Here is a 15,734-nt window from a genome sequence, read left to right as displayed (position 1 = left end):
TCAGATCGTCCTCTCCAGCACCACCAGGGAGCGGTCCGGCACCCGGACGGTGCCACCCGCGCTGACCACCGCGATGTCGTCCGGTGCGGGTTCGGCGGTGCTGATCACCCGTTCCCACTTCTGGCCGTACTCGCTGCCGGGCAGGGTGAAGTCCAGCGGCGCGTCGTGGGCGTTGAAGCAGAGCAGGAACGAGGCGTCGTGGTGCTTCTGGCCGTACTGGCCGCGCTCGCGGATGCCCTCGCCGTTGACGAAGAGCGCCACCGAGCGGCCGAAGTCGTTGCCCCAGTCGTCGCCGGTCATCTCCCGCCCGTCCGGGGTGTACCAGGCCAGGTCGGGCAGCGGCTCGTCGACCTCGCGGCCGCCGACCGGCAGGCCGGTGAAGAACCGGCGACGGCGGAACACCTGGTGCCGGGCCCGGAACGCGGTCAGCGTCCGGACGAACTCCAGCAGCTGGGAGTCGGCATTGTCCCAGTCGACCCAGGCCAGCTCGCTGTCCTGGCAGTACGCGTTGTTGTTGCCCCGCTGGGTGCGACCCAGCTCGTCGCCGTGGCCGATCATCGGCACGCCCTGGGAGAGCATCAAGGTGGCCAGGAAGTTGCGCCGCTGCTTGGCGCGCAGGGCGAGCACCGCCTCGTCGTCGGTGTCGCCCTCGACGCCGCAGTTCCACGAGCGGTTGTGACTCTCGCCGTCCCGGTTGTCCTCGCCGTTGGCCTCGTTGTGCTTGTCGTTGTACGACACCAGATCGTTGAGCGTGAACCCGTCGTGAACGGTGACGAAGTTGATGCTGTGGAAGGGCCGGCGCCCGTCGTCCTGGTAGAGGTCGGCGGAGCCGGAGATCCGGGACGCGAACTCGGCCAGGGTGGCCGGCTCACCGCGCCAGAAGTCCCGCACGGTGTCGCGGTACTTGCCGTTCCACTCGGTCCACACCGGCGGGAAGTTGCCCACCTGGTAGCCGCCGGGGCCGACGTCCCACGGCTCGGCGATCAGCTTGACCTGGCTGACCACCGGGTCCTGCTGCACCACCTCGAAGAAGGTGGAGAGCCGGTCCACCGCGTAGAACTCGCGGGCCAGGGTGGCGGCCAGGTCGAAGCGGAAACCGTCGACGTGCATCTCCTGCACCCAGTAGCGCAGCGAATCCATGATCAGTTGCAGGGAGTGCGGGCTGCGCACGTTGAGGCTGTTGCCCGTGCCGGTGTAGTCGACGAAGTAGCGGCGGTCCTCCTCGCTGAGCCGGTAGTAGCTGGGGGCGTCCACGCCCTTGAAGCTCAGCGTCGGGCCGAGGTGGTTGCCCTCGGCGGTGTGGTTGTAGACCACGTCGAGGATGACCTCGATGCCGGCCGCGTGCAGCCGCTTGACCATGCCGCGGAACTCCTGCACCTGCTGGCCCAGCCGGCCCAGCGCCGAGTAGCCGTGGTGCGGGGCGAAGAAACCGATAGTGTTGTAGCCCCAGTAGTTGCGCAGCCCCAGGTCGACCAGCCGGTGGTCGTGGATGAACTGGTGCACCGGCATCAGCTCGATGGCGGTCACCCCGAGCCGGGTCAGGTGCTCGATCATCGGCGGGGAGGCGATGCCGGCGTACGTGCCGCGCAGCTCCTCGGGGATGTCCGGGTGGCGCATGGTCAGCCCGCGTACGTGCGCCTCGTAGATCACCGAGTGGTGGTACGGGGTGCGCGGCGGCTTGTCGTTGCCCCAGTCGAAGTACGGGTTGACCACCACCGACTTCGGCATGAACGGCGCCGAGTCGGTCTCGGACATCCGCTCCGGGTGCTCCAGGTCGTAGTCGTAGACCGCCGCATCCCACGACACGTCGCCGTCGATCGCCTTGGCGTACGGGTCGAGCAGCAGCTTGTGCGGGTTGCAGCGCAGCCCGTTCGCCGGGTCGTACGGCCCGTGGACCCGGTAGCCGTAGCGCTGGCCCGGCTCGATCCCCGGCAGGTACGCGTGCCAGACGTAGGCGTCCACCTCGCGCAGCTCGACCCGCCGCTCGGCGCCGGTGTCCCACTCGTCGAACAGGCACAGCTCCACCCGCTCGGCCAGCTCCGAGAAGATGGCGAAGTTGGTGCCCATCCCGTCGTAGGTGGCGCCCAGGGGGTAACGCTCGCCCGGCCAGACCTGCATGTCGCTCCTTCAGACCATGGTCATGCGCGCACTGCGCCACGAGCGCACCGGCATGGGTCGCCACTGCGCACGCCGGTATTGCCCCCCGCCCCGCCGCGCCAATCCATCCTTTCAGTCGATGCCCGGAATCCACCTGTCTGATGCGCGCTAAACCTTCAGGTGTCTTCCGTCACCTTGACCCCTCTCGGGATGCGCTGTGGCGCTCGATGCCCTTTGCTTGTTCGGGGACGCGCCCGCGCGTACCCCACTCGGCCTTCGGCCACCCCGCCACCTCCCGCTTCGCCGCCACCGACGCCGGCGCGTACCACCATGCATGGACGGAGATTGATGTGACCACCCTGCTGGTCGGCGAGCAGCTCGCTGGCGCCACGGACCGGGTCCACCGACCCACCCTGACCTCCCGGCCGCAGCTCCCGGCGCATCCCGGCTCGGGGGTGCCGCCGCAGACCCGCCGCATCCTGATGCTGTCGTGGGAGTATCCGCCGGTGCTCGTCGGCGGCCTCGGCCGACACGTCCACGCCCTCTCCGTCGCGCTGGCCGCCGCCGGCCACGACGTCACCGTCGTCACCCGCCACGCCGACGGCGCACCCCTGGAGGAGTACGCCGACGGCGTGCGCATCCTGCGCGCCCCCGAAGACCCCGTCACCTTCCCCCTGGCCACGAACTCCCTGCTGGCCTGGACGATGGCCTTCAACCACACCCTGACGCGCACCGCCCTGCGCGCCACCCAGGCCGGCACCTACGACGTCATCCACGCCCACGACTGGCTCGTCGCCCACACCGCGATGACCCTGCGCGACCACCTCGACATCCCACTGATCAGCACCATCCACGCCACCGAAGCCGGCCGCCACCAGGGCTGGCTACCCGAAGAGATGAACCGCACCATCCACGGCGTCGAGCAGTGGCTCAGCAGCGAGTCCAACCGCGTGATCGTCTGCTCCGGCTACATGCGCGACGAGGTGATCGCGCTGTTCGGCGTACCGGCCGGCCGGGTCGACGTGGTCGCCAACGGGGTGGAGCCGCACCGCTGGCGCGTGCCCGCGCGTGCCGTGGCCGCCGCCCGGGCCCGGTTCGCCGGGGACGGCCCGCTGGTCACCTTCGCCGGCCGCCTGGTCTACGAGAAGGGCGTGCAGCACCTGATCGCCGCGCTGCCCCGGCTGCGGGAACGCCACCCCGGGCTGCGTGCCGTGATCGCCGGCGACGGCCCGTACCGCGCCGAACTGGAGGCCGAGGTGCACCGCCGCGGTCTGGGCGGCATGGTCACCATGCCGGGCTTCCTGGGCGGCACCGACCTGCCCGCGCTGATGGCCGCCTCCGACTGCTTCGTGGTGCCGAGCATCTACGAGCCGTTCGGGATGGTGGCCCTGGAGGGCGCCGCGGCCGGTGCGCCCCTCGCCGTCGCCGCCACCGGCGGCCTCGCGGAGATCGTCGAGCCCGGCGTGACCGGGATGACCTTCCGCCCGCACGACCCGGACGGGCTGACCGACGCCGTGGACGCGCTGCTGTCGGACACCGACCGCGCCCGCGTGATGGCCCGTCGCGCCCGCCGAATGGTCCACGACCAGTACGGCTGGTCCTCGATCGCGCAGCGCACCGCCGCCAGCTACGCCGCCGCCATCGCGGCCGACTCCGCGTTCACCGCCCAGCGCGCCGAACAGCGGATGTCCCAGGGTCGCGTCCTCCCGGCGCTCCCCGAGGGCAACCTGCTCGCCGCCGCCGGCCTGCGCTGACCGCGCCCGTGCTCGCGTCCGCGCTAGCGCTCATGCTTGCGTGATGGACTCGGTTTCCTGAAGTCGGGGTGTCCCGGTGCTTGGGACGCCCCGACTTCCTCGAAGCCGAGTCAATCGTGGTGTTCCGGGACGGGTCCTCGCGGTACCGCACGGATCCCGTCCCGGCACCCGTGATCGGTGGACGGGTCAGCAGTCGATGTACGACCCGCCGTCGTCGAGGTAGTGATCAAAGACCCAGCCCGAGTAGGTCGGACCGCCGTTGCCATACCGCACGTGGGTCCAGCCGTTCCATCCGTTGATGTAGTCGCCGTAGCCCTGGCAGTCCAGGGTCACCCAGTGCCCGGTCGGGATGCGGGTGACCAGCCCGCAGCTGGTGTGCGGCCCGGTGCGCAGGGCCAGGCCGGTGCTTCCGGCGTCCTGCACCCGGTTGCTGCCGTAGTCCTTGTCCGACCAGGCGTGGCTACAGTTGGCGTTCGCCGGCGCCGACGTGACCGCCACGATCCCGGCCGCCGCGACCAGGGTGAGCGCCGCCTGTGCGAGCGCGACAACTGGCTTGGGTCTCCGCATTTCTTCTCCCCGTGGTGTACCGCCCGATCTTGGTGAGCGGTTTGGAAAATCCTATGGGAAGCAATTGATGCATACAACAGCCTGGATGAATTTGCCCACGCGGAGCTACGCCTTCTGACCCCCGGGCCGTCGACGGCCGACCGACTCCCGCGCCATGCGCATGATCGACTCGGCATCCCGAAAGTCGGGGCATCCCGGCGCGATGGACACCCCGACTTCAAGGAAGCCGAGTCGATCACGCACGGGCCCCGTGGCCGGGGACGCGGCAGGCCGCCGACCCGCGAGAGGGTCGGCGGCCTGCCGTTCGGTGCTGAGGGGTCAGCGGTCGGCGAAGGGGACGTAGTCCCGCTCGGCGGAGCCGACGTAGATCTGCCGCGGGCGGCCGATCTTGGTCTCCGGGTCGTTGATCATTTCGCGCCACTGGGCGATCCAGCCGGGGAGCCGGCCGAGCGCGAAGAGCACCGTGAACATCTTGGTCGGGAAGCCCATGGCCTTGTAGATCAGGCCGGTGTAGAAGTCCACGTTCGGGTAGAGCCGACGGGAGACGAAGAAGTCGTCGGCGAGTGCGATTTCCTCCAGCTCCATGGCGATGTCCAGCAGCGGGTCCGGCTTGGCCATCCGGCCCAGCACGTCCTGCGCGGCCTTCTTGACGATCGCCGCCCGCGGGTCGTAGTTCTTGTAGACCCGGTGGCCGAAGCCCATCAGCTTGACGCCGTCCTGCTTGTCCTTGACCTTGCGGACGAAGGAGCGGACGTCGTCGCCGCCGGTGTGGATCTGCTGAAGCATCTCCAGCACGGCCTGGTTGGCGCCGCCGTGCAGCGGGCCGAACAGCGCGTTCACACCGGCGGACACCGAGGCGAACAGGTTGGCGTTGCTGGAGCCGACCAGCCGGACGGTCGAGGTGGAGCAGTTCTGCTCGTGGTCGGCGTGCAGGACGAAGAGCATGTCCAGCACCTTCGACATCACCGGGTCGACCTCGTACGGCTCCGCCGGCACGCCGAACGTCATCCGCAGCAGGTTGTCCACGTACCCCAGCGAGTTGTCCGGGTACAGCAGCGGCTGCCCGATGGACTTCTTGTAGGCGTACGAGGCGATGGTCGGCACCTTCGCCATCAACCGGACCGTGGAAATCTCCACGTGCTCGGAGTCGAACGGGTCCAGGCTGTCCTGGTAGAAGGTCGAGAGGGCGCTGACCGCCGAGGAGAGCACGGCCATCGGGTGGGCGTCCCGGGGGAAGCCGTCGAAGAAGCGGCGCATCTCCTCGTGCAGCAGCGAGTGCCGCCGGATCCACTCGGTGAACTCGGTCAGCTGCTGCTCGGTCGGCAGCTCACCGTAGATGAGCAGGTACGAGACCTCCAGGAAGGAGGACTTCTCGGCCAGCTGCTCGATCGGGTATCCCCGGTAACGCAGGATCCCCGCGTCGCCGTCGATGTAGGTGATCGCGGATGAGGCAGCCGCGGTGTTGACGAAACCGGGGTCGTACGTTGTCATCCCGGTTTCCTTCAGCAGCTTGCTCACCCCGACACCGGCGGGGCCCTCGACCGCGGGATGCACCGGCATCGACAGCTGCCCACCGGGGTGATCGAGCTTGACTTCCGTCATGTGGTTCCTCGCTTCGCCGGCAGATCTACGTTGAATTGCCTTCGCTTCTACCGTAATTGCGGCTCGGTGGACACCGCCCGCCGTGGTTCTGCGGTGAGGTATGCGTCACCCGATTCCCGACCGGACCGCCGGGAAACCCTTTGTCCCGGTGGCCGGGACGAGCGCTGAGCCAGCTCAGGACAGCGCGAGGCGTCGCAGCGTACCGTCCGCCGCGACCTGGTAGACGTCGAGCTGGTTGGTGCCGGCCCGGAACAGCTGGTCGTCGGTGAGCAGCGCGGCGAACCGGCGTCCGCCGGGATCGGCCGGCACCACCGGGACCACCGCCCCGATCCGGCCGTTGACGGCCACCGCCAGCAGCGTGCCGTCCGGTATCCGGTCCGGTACGTCACCCCAGACCAGCGCCGGGAGGGTGCCGGTGTCCGGGTCCGTCGCCCGGAACGCGGCCAGGTCCGCCACCCTGGCGCTGCCCCCGGCCGGGCCGGCGCGAACCTCGGTGCCCACCAAGGGGTGCGGCGGCGGCAGCGGCGGTGGGGCGGGCACCCCGCCGGGGAAGGTGAGGGGTTCGCCGGGACGGTCGTAGAAGTGTTTCGTGCCGTCGGTGCGCGCGGCCTGCCGGGCGGAGCGGCCGTCGACCCGCCAGGGCAGCCGGACGCCGGCCTCATCGGCCACGGTCGGCAGCAGGTCGACGTGTTCCCAGTTGCGGTCGTCCACCCGGCCGGACTGCTGCCCGGGCTCCTTGACGAACATCGGCACCCACGCCACCTCGCCGGCGGCAGCCTTGATCGCGTCCATCCCCCGGCCCTGGGCGCCCGCGCGGAAGCTCACCCCGTGGTCGGCGGTGACCACGACGAGGGCCTCGTCGTAGAGGCCGCTGGCGCGCAGCGTGCGCAGCGTCTCGCCGATCAGCCGGTCGGTGTAGCCGAGTTGGGCGAGGTGGCGCTGCCGGGCCAGCTCGGCCCAGCCGGCGCCGTCGTTGGGCAGGTCCTCGGGGGCGTCGTAGCGCGCCCCGGACGGCAGGTACGCCCACGGCGAGTGCGGCATCAGCAGGTGCAGGAAGTGCAGGACGGGCCGGGGTGACGGCTTCAACCCGGCGAGGAAGCTGGTGAACCGAGCCGGCTGGTTGTCGTCCAGGCTGTCCCAGCGGAACTTCGGGTCGGCGGGAACCGGCTCGGCGGCGTCCAGGCCTGCCTCGGCGCGGGTCTGCTCCCGGTAGGAGTCCTCCGGGTCCGCCTGGGTCTCGGTCGGCCCGGCGACCTGGCCGAGCAGCTTGCCGGTCTCCCGTACCAGCACGCCGAGCCCCTGCTCCGGGGTGACCGGCTGCTCGCAGCGGCTGGGCGGGCAGAGCCGGGTGATGCTCTCCTCGGCGCGGATGTCGTACAGCCCGCCGAGGGCGGTGAAGATGTTGTCCGGGTACTGCGAGTAGTGCGGGGCGACCGGCCGTGCCGGGTACCGCCCGGTGAGCATCGCCGGCAGCGCGTTGGGGGTCCAGCCGCTGACTCCGGTGGCGTTGCGGTACCAGGTCGAGGCGCCGGCCAGCTCGGCGAAGTGCGGGTACCGGGCCGCGTCGATCCGCCCGTCGGCGCCGAGCAGGCTGACCAGCGGCAGCTCGTCGAGGATCAGCATGACCACCGGCGGGTGCCCGCCGGTGCCCTGCGCGGTGCCGGCCGCGCCGCCGTCGCCGCGCGGCAGCACCACCGCCGAGGTGGGTGAGACGAGCAGGAAGAGCGCCACGAAGGCCACCGGTCCGACGGCGGCCAGCCGCAGCACCCGGCCCGGTGCCCGCCACCGCCGGTGCGCGGCCGCGCCGGCCGCGCCGGCCAGGCCGGCGACGAGCAGCAGGGGTACGCCCCGAAGCGGCGTCCCGTGCCGGCCCACCTGCACGGCGAGGGCGGCCAGCAGCAGCCCGACCAGCCCGGTGTGGGTGAGCGCGCGAGCGGTCCGGCCGGCGAGCCGGCTGAGCGAACCGAGCAGCGCCACCGGCACGGTCGGCACCACCGCCACCAGGGCGACCAGCAGCAGGATCTGCCCCGGGTCGGCCCGGTGGAAGAGGAAGAAGTCGGGGCTGCGGCCGAGCACGTCGAGCAGCGGCTGGGTGACCACCAGGCCGACCAGCGCCGTCACCTCCAGCAGGCGGCCCAGCTCACCGCGCCACCCCCGGTCCCACCGCCCGGTCACCGGCTTCCCGGCCGGCGGGGGCGGCGGGGCCGGCGGGGGTGCCGACGCCGGTTCAGCCACCCATCACCGCCCGGTACAGCGTGCGGGTGCCCGAGGGCAGCTCCAGACGATCGGCGATCCGGCCCCGGGCCGCGAGCAGGCGCTCGAAGGTGTCGCGCCGGTAGTCCGGAAAGAGGCCCTCGGGCTTGTTGGCGAGCAGCCGGCGGGCCATCGGGTCCTCCGGATGCACGAACTCCACCACCACCGCTCCGCCCGGCGCGGTCAGCCCCGCCAGCCAGTCGATCACCTCCGGCAGTGGCACGTTGCGCCCGATCGCCAGGTGGTGCACCACCGCCAGGGCGAGCACCGCGTCCGCGGACGCGCGCTCGGCGAAGCCGGCGCGCTCGACGCCCCGCCAGCCGCCACCGGGCGACGGGTCGGCCAGATCCAGCACCAGCGGCAGGATCCGGCGGTGACCCTCGGCCCGCAGCGCCCGGTACAGCTCGTCGACCACGGCCGGGTCCTGCTCGACGGCGACCACGTAGTCGGCGTGCCCGGCCGCCAGCCGGGAGTACCGGCCGTCGTTGGCGCCCAGGTCGAGCACCAGGCGGGGCCGGGCGCCGGCGGTCAGCGCGGTGGACACGAACTGTTCCTTGGCCGCCCGGTCCGGCACGGAGTAGCCGCAGGTGCGCTGGTAGTCCGACCAGTGGCTGCCCGTCGGGCGACGATCCAGCCGGCGAACCAGTTTCTCGATGCCGCGCACGGTGGCCAGCAGCAGCTCCCGGGAGTAGCCGGCGGCCCGCAGCTGGGCCCGTACGTCGGTGGTGCTGGCGGCGGCGTTGCGCTGCTGCATCGCGCCGTGCAGGTGCAGGTGGGTCAGGACGCCGGGGCGCAGCCGGCGGGCTCCGGCGAAGATCGGGCGGAGCTGATCGGCCTCGATGCCGTCGACCCGGGCGCGCAGCCAGGGCTGGAAGTCCACCCCCAGATGGGCGGTGAGCAGCAACGGGTAGAGCACCGTCTGGCAGAACTGCCGGTAGCCGGCCCACGGCTCGCCGTCGCGTACCGGCTCGAAGGAGCCGATGTCGATGAAGACCGCTTCGGCGCCGCGCCACTGCAGGTTGTAGGCCGAGCCGTCCTTCGTGGTGAACCCGTCGGCGACGGCGGCGCGCAGGATCTCCAGGTGCAGGAGAGCGGCGTCGCGCAGCATGGTGAAGGACCACTCGTACGGGTGGGAGACGAACGGGATGCGTTCGTGGCGCAGCACCGCCGCCCACGGATCCCCGGCGGACGCGGGCACCAGCGCCGGCGGTGCTTCCTCGGTGGCGCACACCTTGCCCGCGGCGACCAGCGCCGGAAAGAACTCGGTGGCTCTCAGCGCCCTCCAGTGCTCGGCGGCCTGCGGGTCCAGCCCACGCAGCACCTCGTCCCCGACGTGGAAGACCCGGTTGGCCGGGTCTCGGAAGGAGGCCGGCTCGGGACGGGCCTCCGCGGGTGAGATCGCCATCGCCGGGACGTGCCGACTCACCGCTGGTCGGTGGGTTGCCGGCGGAACCGGTCGACCAGACGCCGCCAGTAGAGCTTGGCGGCGACCGCGGCGCCGGCCACCCCGCCGACGACCGCCTGCACGATCAGGCTGCCGGATCCCGCGTCCAGGTAGGCCAGATGGATCACCGATCGCTCCTTCCCCTCGCCGTCTCGACACCGGCGTCCCGGGCGTACAGCGGTGAGGCTTTTGACCCAGAAAGCCGGACTTGTCCCCCACCGTACGCCGATCGTCGCCGCCGTAGCGGACACATCGGCGCACTGCACCGCCGTCTACCTCGTACCCGGACATATCCCCCGGCCCGCCGGTACGCTGGGGGCGTGCGCTGGATGGTGGTCGACGCGCCGCTGGACTCCTCCGGCGCCGGTCGCGGTGAGGAACGGGCTCCGGCCGCGCTGCGCCGGGCCGGCCTGCTGGACGTCCTCGGCGCCGACGACGGTGGCCAGGTCGACGAGGCGCTGCTCCGCGATCCGGTCCGCGACCCGGCGAGCGGCCTGATCGGCGCCGCCGGCCTGCGTCGGGCCGGCGCCGCCCTCACCGCCCGGATCGCGGCGCTGCTCACCGACGGCCGCCGGCCCCTGGTGCTCGGCGGTGACTGCGCGATCCTGCCCGGCATCTGCCGGGCCCTGCCACCGACGACCGAGCTGTGGTTCGTCGACGGACACCCGGACTTCTTCGACGGCGCGACCTCGCCGACCGGCGAGGCCGCGGACATGGACCTCTCGGTGATCACCGGGCACGGGCCGGCCGCCGCCACCGGGCAGGACGGCGCGTCGCTCGACCCCGGCCGGGTCCACCTGCTCGGACACCGGCCGCCCAGCGACGACAGCAGCCGCGCCGAGACGGCCCGGATCGACCCGGCGATCCACCAGGTGCCCGCCCCGGAGCTGCTGAGCCGGGGCGCCGGGACGGTCGGGGCGGGCCTGGCCGCCGACGGGGACGGGCCGGCCTGGCTGCATCTCGACCTGGACGCGGTGGACCCCCGCGACCTGCCGGCGGTGACCTATCCCGAGCCGGACGGGCTGCGCTGGCCGGACCTCGTCGCGCTGGTCACCCCGCTGGCCCGCGCCGACCGGCTGCTCGGGATCAGCGTGACCGACCTGAACGTCGACGAGGACCCCGACGGGCGCCACGCACGGCGCGTCGTCGAGGTCCTCGCCGAGGTGCTCGGTTCGTCCCGGCGGACCGGCTGACCGGCGCTCAGTTCCGCGGTGGTGCATACCGAGGCGCAGCAGCACGAAGCGCAGCGCGGTGGCGGCCAGGTTCGCGGCCACCGGCACAGCCAGCTCCACCGGCCGGACGGGTACGGCGTCGACCGCGTGCAGCACGGCCAGCGAGCCACTGTCTGCCCCGTGAAGGTCTCCGCGACCCAGGCGGCAATCTCCTGCGCGGCGGAGCTGCCACCGTTGGCGCGGAAGCCGCCACCACCGACGAAGTGGTGGATCTCTCCGTCGGCGACGTGACGCTGGACCTGGGCGAGGGTCGGCGACGGGTCGCTGCCGTTGAAGCCGCCGATCGGCATCACCGGCTCGCCGGTGGCCAGCTGATAGCCGGAGGCGTTGTTGGAGCCGAGGTCGCCGCCACCCAGGTGTAGTCGACGCTGTCGCGCTCCAGCAGCTCGCGCAGCGCGGCGCTGGGCTCGCGGGCTGCCCGCTGCCGTGCGCCGACTATGCGTCAGCTGTGGGATTCGGCAACCGGACGGTGAACACGGTCCGGCCCGGCCGGCTGTGCACCGCGACGGTGCCGTGGTGGGCCTCCACCACCGCCGCCACGATCGCCAGGCCGAGGCCGGTGCTGCCGTGTGCCCGGGACCGGGAGCTGTCGCCGCGGGCGAACCGCTCGAACATCTCCGGTTGCAGCTCCGCCGGCACCCCGGGCCCGTCGTCGGCGACGGTGAGCACGGCCGCGTCCCCCTCGACGGTCAGCGTGGTCGTCACCACCGTGCCGGGCGGGGTGTGAACGCGGGCGTTGGCCAGCAGGTTCGCCACCACCTGGTGCAGCCGGGCGGCGTCGCCGGGGACCCGGATCACCACCTCGGGAAGGTCGAGCTGCCAGCGGTGCTCGGGGCCGGCCACGTGCGCGTCGCTGACCGCGTCCACCACCAGGGCGGACAGGTCGACCTGGTCGACCGCGAGCGGGCGGCCGGTGTCCAGCCGGGCCAGCAGCAGCAGGTCGTCGACGAGGCTGGTCATCCGGGTGCTCTCCGACTCCACCCGGCGCAGCGCGTGCGCCACGTCGGCGGGGACCTCGTCGCGGCCACGCCGGGCCACCTCGGCGTACCCGCGGATCGCGGCCAGCGGGGTGCGCAGCTCGTGGCTGGCGTCGGCGACGAACTGGCGTACCCGGGTCTCGCTGGCCTGGCGGGCGGCGAGTGCGTCCGCGACGTGGCCGAGCATCCGGTTCAGCGCGGCCCCGACCTGGCCGACCTCGGTACGCGGATCGGTGTCCGCGGCCGGGACCCGCACGGCGAGCGCCACCTCGCCGCGGTCCAGGGGCAGCTCGGTGACCCGGGTGGCGGTGGCGGCCACCCGGTTCAGCGGTCGCAGCGTGGCCCGGACGATCAGCGCGCCGGCGACCCCGGCGATGAGCAGCCCGACGGTGGCCACCCCGGCCTGCGCGGCGACCATCCACCAGACGGTTTCCCGCACGCCGGCCAGTGGCAGCGCGACGACCCGCACCCGGCCGTCGCGGAACTGCCGGGCGACGGCCCGGTACTCACCGCGCTCGCCGAGGTCGACGGTTCGCGGCTCGGCGCCGACCGGTAGGTCGGCCAGCGCGGCGACCTCGTCGGCCGGGACGGATCTCTCGTCGGGAAAGGGGTCCTCGCTGGACGGGCTGCGGGTCAGGGTGGACGCGGCCGTCACCCGATCGCCGGTGATGTCGGCCACCACGGTGCCGGGTGGCAGTCCGGGTGGGATGGCCGGTCCGTTGCCCGGGAACGCCGGCCGACCGGCGCCCCGCATGACCGTCGCGGGGGCCAGTTGGGCGTCGAGCCGGTCGATCAGGAACTGCCGCAGCGCCACCGTGGTTAGCCCGCCGATGGCGACGCTGACCAGCGCGAGCAGTGCGACCAGGGCGAGCACCAGCCGGGTGCGCAACGACCGGCCGGCCAGCCACCGGCGGGCGGCACGCACCGGCCGGCGGCCCGACCGGTCCCCGGGATCACTCGGCGGGCTTGAGGACATAGCCCGCGCCGCGCAACGTGTGGATCATCGGTGCCCGGCCGGCGTCGATCTTCTTGCGCAGGTACGAGATGTACAGCTCGACGACGTTGGCCTGGCCGCCGAAGTCGTAGTTCCACACCCGGTCGAGGATCTGCGCCTTGCTGAGCACCCGGCGCGGGTTGCGCATCAGGTAGCGAAGCAGCTCGAACTCGGTCGCGGTCAGGGTGATCAGGTGGCCGTCCCGCCGGACCTCGTGACTGTCCTCGTCGAGGCTGAGGTCGCCCACGGTCAGCACCGCGTCCGCGCGGGTGGCGACCGCGAAACCGGAGCGGCGCAGCAGCGCGCGCAGCCGGGCGATCACCTCCTCCAGACTGAACGGCTTGGTGACGTAGTCGTCGCCGCCGACGGTCAGCCCGGCGATGCGCTCCTCGACGGCGTCCCGGGCGGTCAGGAAGAGCACCGGCACGGTGGGCGACTGCTCGCGCAACCGGCGCAGCACCTGGAAGCCGTCCAGGTCGGGCAACATCACGTCGAGCACGACGGCGTCCGGCTGGAACTGCCGCGCGGCGTTCAACGCCGCCGTGCCGTTGCCGGCGCTGCGTACCTGCCAGCCCTCGTAGCGCAGCGCCATCGACAGCAGGTCGGTCAGCGTCGGCTCGTCGTCGACCACCAGCACCCGTACCGGCTCGCCGTCGGGGCGGCGTAGCTCGATGCGGCTGGACGCGGCCCGCCCTTCCATGACCATGTCCCCCATCGTGGGCGGGGCATCTGTGGCACGCCTCTGCGGCACCTGTGTGCCAGCTGTGCGGGCGGGTCGGCGGCGGGTCGGTGTCACCGCCGGTCAGCCCCGCCTCGGCGTCACTCGGACACCCCGAACGGGTCGGTGCGCACGAACCGCATGCTCCAGCCGCCCGCGCCGTCCGGCCGGTCGCGTTCGTAGAGGTGGTCGGGGCCGGCCTGCACCGGCCCGGTGCCATCCGGGTGCCGCATGATCCAGCGCTGCGGCGGGGCGCCGTCCGGCCCGGCCGGCACGTCCCGGACCAGGCCGTCAGCGGGCCCGCCGACGAAGCGTACGGTGACCTCGCCCATCGCGGCGTCCCCTCGGGTGACCGTGCCGGCACGTTGGGTGACGCCGGCCCTGGCTCGCAAGCTACCGCACCCACCGACCGCACCGCAGCGGGTGCCCGGGCGCGGTGGCCCCCCGTTTTCCGCGACGGTTTGCCCAGCTCGGGGCCCGGGTACCGCAAACGGAGGCACCGCCGCCGGCGGTACGAGGGCGAGGAGCGGTCGATGCGCACGCTGGACGGGCGATACCGGCTCGAACGGCGGATCGGCATTGGCGGCATGTCCGAGGTGTGGCGAGCCCACGACCGCGTGCTGGACCGGCCGGTCGCGGTGAAGCTGATCTCGCCCGGCGTGGACGGCCAGCACGGCCCGGTGGAGCGCATCCAGGCCGAGGCCCGCTCCGCGGCGCGCCTGGTGCACCCGAACGTGGCGAGCGTGCACGACTTCGGCACCTCCTCCTCCGCGCTGCCGGGTCGCCGGGTGCCGTACATCGTGATGGAGCTGGCCGAGGGGGAGACCCTCGCCGCGCACCTGCGGGCCGGTCCACTGGACTGGCGGATCTCGGTACGGGTCTGCGCGGAGGTCGGCGCCGCGCTGGCCGCCGCGCACGCGAGCGGCATCGTGCACCGCGACGTCAAACCGGCCAACGTGATGCTCACCCCCTCCGGGGTGAAGGTGCTCGACTTCGGCATCGCCACCTCGGCCGGCGCGCCGGAGCCGATGCCGGAGGGGATGATCGTGGGCACCCCGGCGTACCTGGCCCCCGAGCAGTTCGACGGTGCGCCGGCCACCCCGGCGGCCGACATGTATGCCCTCGGCGTGCTGCTCTACTACTGCCTCACCGGCCGGCTGCCCTACGCGGCGGACAGCACCGTCGAGCTGCTGGGCGCGCGTCGTCGCCGGCCACCGGAGCCGCTGCCCGAGATCGACGGGCTCCCGCCGGAGGTGGCCGAGCTGTGCCGCTCCTGCCTGGCCGAGGACCCGGCGGAGCGCCCGACCAGCCTGGTCGCCGCGCTGCTGCTGGCCGAGGCCGTGGACGCCCGGGTGTACGTGCCGATGCTGGTGCCCTCGGCGCGCCAGCCGGCTCCGACGTCGCCGTGGACCGAGCAGGCCGCGATGGAGGCCACCGAGGCGGTGCGGGTGGCCGACGGGCCGGACCGGTCCGCCGGGCGCTGACCGCGCGGCCCGCGGCGTTTCGCCGGGCGGCGGCCGGGAAGTCGGGCGGGTGAGCGACGGGAGGAACGCGATGCCGGATCCGAGTTCCTGGCTGCATGAGGCCACCGCGACCGCTGAGGGCGGCCACGTACGCACCGACGATGGCGGACTCTCCACCGCGCTGGCCTCGCCGCTGGCAGCGCACTGCACCGGGTTGAGGCCGGAGCAGTTGCTGGCGGCGGCCTTCGCGTCCTGCCTGCATCACGCGGCGGTGGAGGCAGCTGGGGAGATCACCGACGAGGCGCACACCGTCCAGGTGCGGGCCGAGGCGAAGCTGGGGCGCGACGACGACGGCCGGTACCGGGCCGACGTGCACGCCTCGATCTCCTCCGCCGGGCTGAGCCGGCAGCAGCTGGCTGACCTGGTCGAGTACGCCGACCGGCTCTGGCCGTTCTCCAGCGGCGACAACAGCCGGCACCGGCTGACCGTCACCCCGGCGGAGAACGGCCGGCACTGATCCGGTCGCCACCCGGGTCGTCCGTCCACCCGAACGGCCACGCCGGGGCATCGGCCGTTCGGCGGCCGGGCCATCGGTCGCAAGGGTGAGCCCTGACGGGCGGTCGGAGCGGACGC

General features: G+C 72.9%; 13 protein-coding genes and 2 pseudogenes. 4 read left to right on the top strand and 11 right to left on the bottom strand.

All coding sequences use genetic code 11. The features are described 5' to 3' along the window. A complete protein-coding gene (gene glgX, locus KBX63_RS10270; RefSeq protein ID WP_210910768.1) occupies positions 1 to 2,118 on the bottom strand; it encodes a glycogen debranching protein GlgX in 2,118 nt (705 codons plus the stop codon). 329 nt (positions 2,119 to 2,447) lie between these two features. Between glgX and KBX63_RS10265 the strand changes: the two genes are divergently transcribed. Beyond that, positions 2,448 to 3,851, top strand: a complete 1,404-nt coding sequence (locus KBX63_RS10265) for a glycosyltransferase family 4 protein (RefSeq protein WP_210910767.1) — start codon at positions 2,448 to 2,450, stop codon at positions 3,849 to 3,851. A 186-nt stretch (positions 3,852 to 4,037) separates the two neighbouring features. On the opposite strand, the gene KBX63_RS10260 is transcribed toward KBX63_RS10265, so the two are convergent. The 5 genes from KBX63_RS10260 to KBX63_RS10240 form a co-directional block, all read right to left on the bottom strand. After that, entirely contained in the window at positions 4,038 to 4,418 is a 381-nt protein-coding gene (locus KBX63_RS10260; protein ID WP_210910766.1) for an SH3 domain-containing protein, read from the bottom strand. A 318-nt stretch (positions 4,419 to 4,736) separates the two neighbouring features. Next, positions 4,737 to 6,020, bottom strand: coding sequence for a citrate synthase (locus KBX63_RS10255; RefSeq protein ID WP_210910765.1), 1,284 nt, complete (start codon positions 6,018 to 6,020; stop codon positions 4,737 to 4,739). Between the two features lie 174 nt (positions 6,021 to 6,194). Further along, the gene (locus KBX63_RS10250; protein WP_210910942.1) at positions 6,195 to 8,195 is read right to left on the bottom strand and encodes a sulfatase-like hydrolase/transferase; all 2,001 of its coding nucleotides are present in this window, start codon (positions 8,193 to 8,195) and stop codon (positions 6,195 to 6,197) included. Between the two features lie 52 nt (positions 8,196 to 8,247). Beyond that, positions 8,248 to 9,678, bottom strand: coding sequence for a bifunctional 2-polyprenyl-6-hydroxyphenol methylase/3-demethylubiquinol 3-O-methyltransferase UbiG (locus KBX63_RS10245; RefSeq protein ID WP_210910941.1), 1,431 nt, complete (start codon positions 9,676 to 9,678; stop codon positions 8,248 to 8,250). A 17-nt stretch (positions 9,679 to 9,695) separates the two neighbouring features. Then, positions 9,696 to 9,845 (bottom strand): hypothetical protein, encoded by a 150-nt coding sequence (locus KBX63_RS10240; RefSeq protein WP_007459587.1) that lies wholly within the window; start codon positions 9,843 to 9,845, stop codon positions 9,696 to 9,698. Between the two features lie 201 nt (positions 9,846 to 10,046). Between KBX63_RS10240 and KBX63_RS10235 the strand changes: the two genes are divergently transcribed. Further along, positions 10,047 to 10,910, top strand: a complete 864-nt coding sequence (locus tag KBX63_RS10235; RefSeq protein ID WP_247662108.1) for an arginase family protein — start codon at positions 10,047 to 10,049, stop codon at positions 10,908 to 10,910. Positions 10,911 to 10,925: 15 nt separating this feature from the next. Here KBX63_RS10235 and KBX63_RS10230 read toward each other — a convergent pair. The 5 genes and pseudogenes from KBX63_RS10230 to KBX63_RS10210 all read right to left on the bottom strand — a co-directional run. Then, positions 10,926 to 11,060, bottom strand: a pseudogene (locus KBX63_RS10230) (glycosyltransferase family 2 protein); the annotation flags it as partial. Continuing rightward, positions 11,057 to 11,364, bottom strand: a pseudogene (locus KBX63_RS10225) (glycosyl transferase); the annotation flags it as partial. The pseudogenes KBX63_RS10230 and KBX63_RS10225, both read right to left, overlap by 4 nt. A gap of 20 nt (positions 11,365 to 11,384) precedes the next feature. Then, entirely contained in the window at positions 11,385 to 12,830 is a 1,446-nt protein-coding gene (locus KBX63_RS10220; RefSeq protein ID WP_247662107.1) for a cell wall metabolism sensor histidine kinase WalK, read from the bottom strand. Between the two features lie 49 nt (positions 12,831 to 12,879). Next, complete coding sequence (locus tag KBX63_RS10215; RefSeq protein WP_374102204.1) at positions 12,880 to 13,626, bottom strand: response regulator transcription factor; 747 nt, start codon at positions 13,624 to 13,626, stop codon at positions 12,880 to 12,882. Positions 13,627 to 13,739: 113 nt separating this feature from the next. After that, positions 13,740 to 14,030 carry a hypothetical protein gene (locus KBX63_RS10210; protein ID WP_247662050.1) on the bottom strand — a complete coding sequence of 97 codons (291 nt, stop codon included), beginning with the start codon at positions 14,028 to 14,030 and terminating at the stop codon, positions 13,740 to 13,742. Between the two features lie 141 nt (positions 14,031 to 14,171). On the opposite strand from KBX63_RS10210, the gene KBX63_RS10205 reads away from it, so the two are divergent. Beyond that, positions 14,172 to 15,122: a serine/threonine-protein kinase gene (locus KBX63_RS10205; protein WP_210910762.1), complete on the top strand. Its 951-nt coding sequence runs from the start codon at positions 14,172 to 14,174 to the stop codon at positions 15,120 to 15,122. A gap of 70 nt (positions 15,123 to 15,192) precedes the next feature. Next, positions 15,193 to 15,618 (top strand): OsmC family protein, encoded by a 426-nt coding sequence (locus KBX63_RS10200; RefSeq protein WP_074309463.1) that lies wholly within the window; start codon positions 15,193 to 15,195, stop codon positions 15,616 to 15,618. Positions 15,619 to 15,734 lie beyond the last annotated feature (116 nt).

It is taken from the genome of Micromonospora sp. U21, assembly GCF_018070045.1.
Lineage (GTDB): Bacteria > Actinomycetota > Actinomycetes > Mycobacteriales > Micromonosporaceae > Micromonospora.
The sequence above is the reverse complement of the archived record's forward strand: the minus strand, read 5'-3'. Positions and strand labels throughout refer to the sequence as shown.

What these genes read in the sequence shown, in the direction of transcription:
- KBX63_RS10215 (WP_374102204.1), bottom strand. Translation starts at nt 13,626, where the DNA reads ATGGTCATGGAAGGGCGGGCCGCGTCCAGCCGCATCGAGCTACGCCGC.
- KBX63_RS10235 (WP_247662108.1), top strand. Translation starts at nt 10,047, where the DNA reads ATGGTGGTCGACGCGCCGCTGGACTCCTCCGGCGCCGGTCGCGGTGAG.
- KBX63_RS10260 (WP_210910766.1), bottom strand. Translation starts at nt 4,418, where the DNA reads ATGCGGAGACCCAAGCCAGTTGTCGCGCTCGCACAGGCGGCGCTCACC.
- KBX63_RS10205 (WP_210910762.1), top strand. Translation starts at nt 14,172, where the DNA reads ATGCGCACGCTGGACGGGCGATACCGGCTCGAACGGCGGATCGGCATT.
- KBX63_RS10255 (WP_210910765.1), bottom strand. Translation starts at nt 6,020, where the DNA reads ATGACGGAAGTCAAGCTCGATCACCCCGGTGGGCAGCTGTCGATGCCG.
- KBX63_RS10245 (WP_210910941.1), bottom strand. Translation starts at nt 9,678, where the DNA reads ATGGCGATCTCACCCGCGGAGGCCCGTCCCGAGCCGGCCTCCTTCCGA.
- KBX63_RS10200 (WP_074309463.1), top strand. Translation starts at nt 15,193, where the DNA reads ATGCCGGATCCGAGTTCCTGGCTGCATGAGGCCACCGCGACCGCTGAG.
- glgX (WP_210910768.1), bottom strand. Translation starts at nt 2,118, where the DNA reads ATGCAGGTCTGGCCGGGCGAGCGTTACCCCCTGGGCGCCACCTACGAC.